This is a genomic window from Dyella sp., from assembly GCF_035486915.1.
In the GTDB taxonomy this organism is placed as follows: Bacteria; Pseudomonadota; Gammaproteobacteria; order Xanthomonadales; family Rhodanobacteraceae; genus Dyella_B.
Genome location: NZ_DATHMR010000008.1, coordinates 1 through 4061, shown reverse-complemented (window position 1 = coordinate 4061; position 4061 = coordinate 1). Strand labels below are relative to the sequence as shown.

Annotated in this window: 4 protein-coding genes; 3 read left to right on the top strand and 1 reads right to left on the bottom strand. The window is 56.4% G+C overall.

Going from position 1 to position 4061, the window contains the following annotated elements; genetic code table 11:
- On the top strand, positions 1 to 984 hold a 984-nt coding region (locus VK725_RS00700), incomplete at its 5' end, for a hypothetical protein (RefSeq protein ID WP_414648431.1).
- Positions 985 to 1380: 396 nt separating this feature from the next.
- Here the strand turns inward: VK725_RS00700 and VK725_RS00695 are convergent.
- Positions 1381 to 2112 carry a helix-turn-helix transcriptional regulator gene (locus VK725_RS00695; RefSeq protein ID WP_325316150.1) on the bottom strand — a complete coding sequence of 244 codons (732 nt, stop codon included), beginning with the start codon at positions 2110 to 2112 and terminating at the stop codon, positions 1381 to 1383.
- Positions 2113 to 2263: 151 nt separating this feature from the next.
- Here VK725_RS00695 and VK725_RS00690 point away from each other — a divergent pair, with 151 nt between their 5' ends.
- Together VK725_RS00690 and VK725_RS00685 are read left to right on the top strand one after the other, a co-directional pair.
- Positions 2264 to 3277 carry a 3-oxoacyl-[acyl-carrier-protein] synthase III C-terminal domain-containing protein gene (locus tag VK725_RS00690; protein ID WP_325316151.1) on the top strand — a complete coding sequence of 338 codons (1014 nt, stop codon included), beginning with the start codon at positions 2264 to 2266 and terminating at the stop codon, positions 3275 to 3277.
- Positions 3278 to 3280: 3 nt separating this feature from the next.
- Positions 3281 to 4061: NAD(P)-dependent oxidoreductase (locus VK725_RS00685; protein WP_325316149.1), on the top strand; the 781-nt coding region annotated here is incomplete at its 3' end.

Sequence of the window (4061 nt, the reverse complement as noted above, 5' to 3'; positions counted from 1 at the left end):
ATCCCCGCCTTGCGCGACCTCCTTGCCTGCAACAGAACGTACCGGGTGGAACAGTCTTACGACCTGACCTTCTATCTCGGGGAGCGCGTGCTGACCACGGCGGAACTGCAAAGCATCGTGGCGACGCTACCACCAGATCGTTCGAGCCCCGCAGGCATGATCACGGATTTCCAAGGTGCCGAATTACGCTCCGAACTCGCCAAGCGGCTGGTGCGGGAAGAACGCTACCAAGATGCGTTGGCCTATGCGGATGCGGTGATGGTCATCCCCATCAATAAGTATGACGCATCCTTCGACACGGGCCTGAGCAAAAGCCTCAAGACCCAGCACGATTTGATTCAGGCCTATGCAACAGCCCACGAGCAGACGCAAAACGCCGGCTCTGACGTGGCAAAGGCTGCCGCGTGGTACCAGCTCGCGTTGCTGACGCGCGTCGAGCACGGCGAAATTCTTGATCATGATTCCGAGCTCTATAAAGACAAGGCAACGCCCGACTTGCCTGGCGTGTCATCCAGCGAACTGGCGCGCCTGAAGGCGAATTACACGACCCCCGATCAGGACAACCTGCGCTGGTACATCGCTTATGACGATGCCTTGAAAGCCGCGCAACTCGTGCCGTCTCATTCGCAGGCCTATGCCGCCATTTTGTGCCACGCGGCGCACTGGATGAACGAGGCGCCACCCGAAGCGATCGACGGCCACGATCCGATCGCCAATCTTCGGCAGGCGTGGCAGCTTTACGTCAAGCATGGCGCTTATGTGCAGTGGGCGGGCGACTTCGGCCATCAATGTTCCGATCCGGATTTCGATGCCGCCGCACGGCCGCTCTGGTGGCATCGGCTCACCAAGCGGATGGCGCGGCTCCATGTGCATCCGTTCGCTTTGATCCTGGCGGGATCGGCGTTGCTTACGCTCGTGTTCGCTGGTTTGCTGATCATAAGAAGACGGAAAGGTACTTCCCGGCTTCGTGAAACAGATACCTGAGGCGTGTGCGGATACTTATGGCTAAGAGCCTGAGGGTGGCCAAATTATGGTTAAGTGAGCTGGCCAAATTATGGTTAAGTGCACAAACCATAAATTGTCTGCTCCTCGCTGCCACACGTTTCCAGCACAGATTTCCTCGGCAGCCAAATGCGGCCAGTCTGGTAACGACGGTTCTGACGCGCGGTGAGCTATGCCTTGATGCAACACGATCAACGACTAGTATTTACGATCCAAAGCGGACGCTCGCCGGCATAGCGACGCATCAAGCATCTATTCGCTCCGCTGTGCGGCAGCGCTAGGGTCGATTGCCTTCTTTCGACGTTATGGTTCCTGGCTCGCCGGACGCACCCACCGCTGCGCTGGTGCCACATAATTTCGAAAGGCACGTTCGACGTTTTATCGTCTGAGACTTGTGAAATCAGAGAACTCCCATTTTTTCATGGCAATAACTGTGCTGCAGCCATTGCGTGCATCGAGTGGCAGTCTTGAATCGTGACGTGCGAGTTGTTCGAACTCCTCCACAAGGTGTGTGATAGCGACTTTCATGCGAGCGAGCGACGCTTCGGAGAGGGTTCCTCCGATGAAATGGAATGCGTCGCCAGCTCCTTCGAAGGGGCCGCTGAAAAATTCAGGCAGAACACGCGACAAAAAGAAGGTTTGAACGGGACCATCCTTGCGCCAGGAGAAATTGCGTGCGGTCAGCTTTTTGATGCGACGCGGTGGTCGGTATTCAATGACTCGCAGCTTGTCCAGCTTCAGCAGCAGCGATATCAACTCGTTCTCTTCAATTTGGAACGTAGACATCATCTCGCTAAATTTCCAGTCGTTTACGATCAAGTACGTGACGAGCAGTAACTTTGAATCGAGGACGAGAGCCGCTTCTTGCTTCTTACTTAGCTCGGTTAGTGTGTTGGCCAAAGGACGATCGTTACGGATCAGGTCTTCGACGGTTATGCCGAGAACATCGCAAATGCGATCCAGGCGTTTCAAAGAGAAATCACCTCGCCCGAGATCTCGTTTGACGGTTGGTTCGCTCACGCCAAGGAGGTCGGCAAGGTTGCGATAGGTCATGCCTCGTTCGCGAAGAACGGTACGGATGGCTTGTACTACGGCGGCGGCCCCGGCCATGTCTATCTCCATGAGACCAACGAGTCTGAAAGTATCAATATATGATACCGTTGGGTTTATCCAGTGCCAGGTTTGCATGTCGATTTGCAACATGTTCGCGCGTGCATGCACGCTCCTCTGCAACGGACCACCTCAGGTCGGGGATCGTGTAATGGCAAATGTCTCTCAACCGCTTCCTATCCGGATTCTCGGCACGGGGGAGCATATTCCCAGCACGTGCATCGAATCGCATGCGCTTGATGAACGCTGGAAGAAAAAGTCCGGCTGGACTTTCAAACACTCAGGTATAGAGCGGCGCTATTACGCGAGCCCAGACGAAACGACGTCGTTGATGGGAGCGCGCGCCGCGCGGTCTGCGCTTGCCACGGCAGGTATGGAAGCGCATGAGATCGATTGTATCGTGTCGGCGTGCAGCGTTATGGAGCAAGCGATACCGTGCACGGGTGTCCTGATACAGCGTCACCTCGGCCTTGGAGAAAGCGGTATTCCCGCATTCGATATCAATGCAACCTGCTTAAGCTTTATCGCAGCCTTAGATCTGCTGGGCGTTGCCATCGCGGCAGGCAGATACCGGCGCGTGCTCGTCGTATCCAGCGAGATCGCATCGGCCGGCCTTCGCGAGGATGACGCGGAAACCACCATGCTGTTCGGAGACGGCGCCGCGGCCGTCATACTTGGGCGCGCGACAGGAGTGGATGGCTCGGAAATCTTGGGTACGCACTTCGAAACGTTCTCAGTCGGTGCGGGTCTGTGTCAGGTGAAATCTGGAGGAACACGTATTCGACCACGTACCCAAATGGACGAATTCCTTCGCGGCGCCTGCTTCGACATGCAGGGAAGAGCGACCTACCGGATGGCGGCGCAGCGCCTCCCCATTTTCCTCGACCGATTGTTTGAGCGCGCGAACGTTGCGCTAAAGGACTTTGCTTGCATCGTTCCGCATCAGGCGAGCGCTAAAGCACTCGATCATCTGCAAGCAACATTGCAACTGCCGAAGGATTTGCTAGTGCGTGTGCTCGCAAAACGTGGCAACCAAATGGCTGCCTCTATTCCCGTTACGCTGCATCACGCCATTACCATGGGTCGCGTGCAACGGGGGGATATGATGGCACTCGTGGGCTCCGGAGCAGGGCTTTCCTTTGGCGGCGCTGTACTGAAGTACTGAGCCATGACTCGTGTCTTGGTCACAGGTGCTTCGGGATTTATCGGCTCGCATGTAGCACGGCATCTTCATGCCCAAGGGCACGACGTGCTCGCCACTGGGCGTGACATGACTCGGCTCGACGTGCTTCCACGAGCGGGTATAGCTACCTGCGTTCGTGATCTTGCAAGCGCACCGTTAGCGTCACTGACTGAAGGCGTCGATGTTGTCGTTCACTGCGCTGCGCTGTCATCGCCGTGGGGCAGGCGCGAGCAATTCATGTCGGCAAACGTAGTCGCCACGGAACGATTGTTGGATGCGGCCCGCCAGTCTGGCGTTCGACGTTTCGTGCATTTTTCGTCGCCCAGTATCTATTTCCGCCTTGCCGATCAATTCAATACACCCGAGGCATTTGAGCCGCCTCGGCGTTGGATCAATGCTTACGCCGAAACCAAATGGATGGCTGAATGTTGCATTAGAAGGGCAGTGTTGGCAGGTCTTCCCGCGGTGATCCTGCGACCCAGGGCGGTCTTTGGCGAAGGCGATCACGCCATATTTCCACGTTTGCTGGCTTTGGCGCAGCGCGGCTGGTTTCCAAGCATCGGCAACGGTGAAGCAATCATCGATGTGACGTATGTGACCAATGTCGTAGCCGCGGTGCAAGCCATCATGCAAGACGACGTACCTGCCGATGGCCGTGTATTCAACATCACCAATGGGGAACCCATGCAAGTACGCGAACTACTGCACCATCTCTTTGGTGCATTGGACTTGAAGGTACGGATGATCCCGGTGTCACGCCGTATCG

Coding starts and splice junctions, on each gene's coding strand:
- VK725_RS00695 (WP_325316150.1), bottom strand. CDS start 2,112: ATGGCCGGGGCCGCCGCCGTAGTACAAGCCATCCGTACCGTTCTTCGC.
- VK725_RS00690 (WP_325316151.1), top strand. CDS start 2,264: ATGGCAAATGTCTCTCAACCGCTTCCTATCCGGATTCTCGGCACGGGG.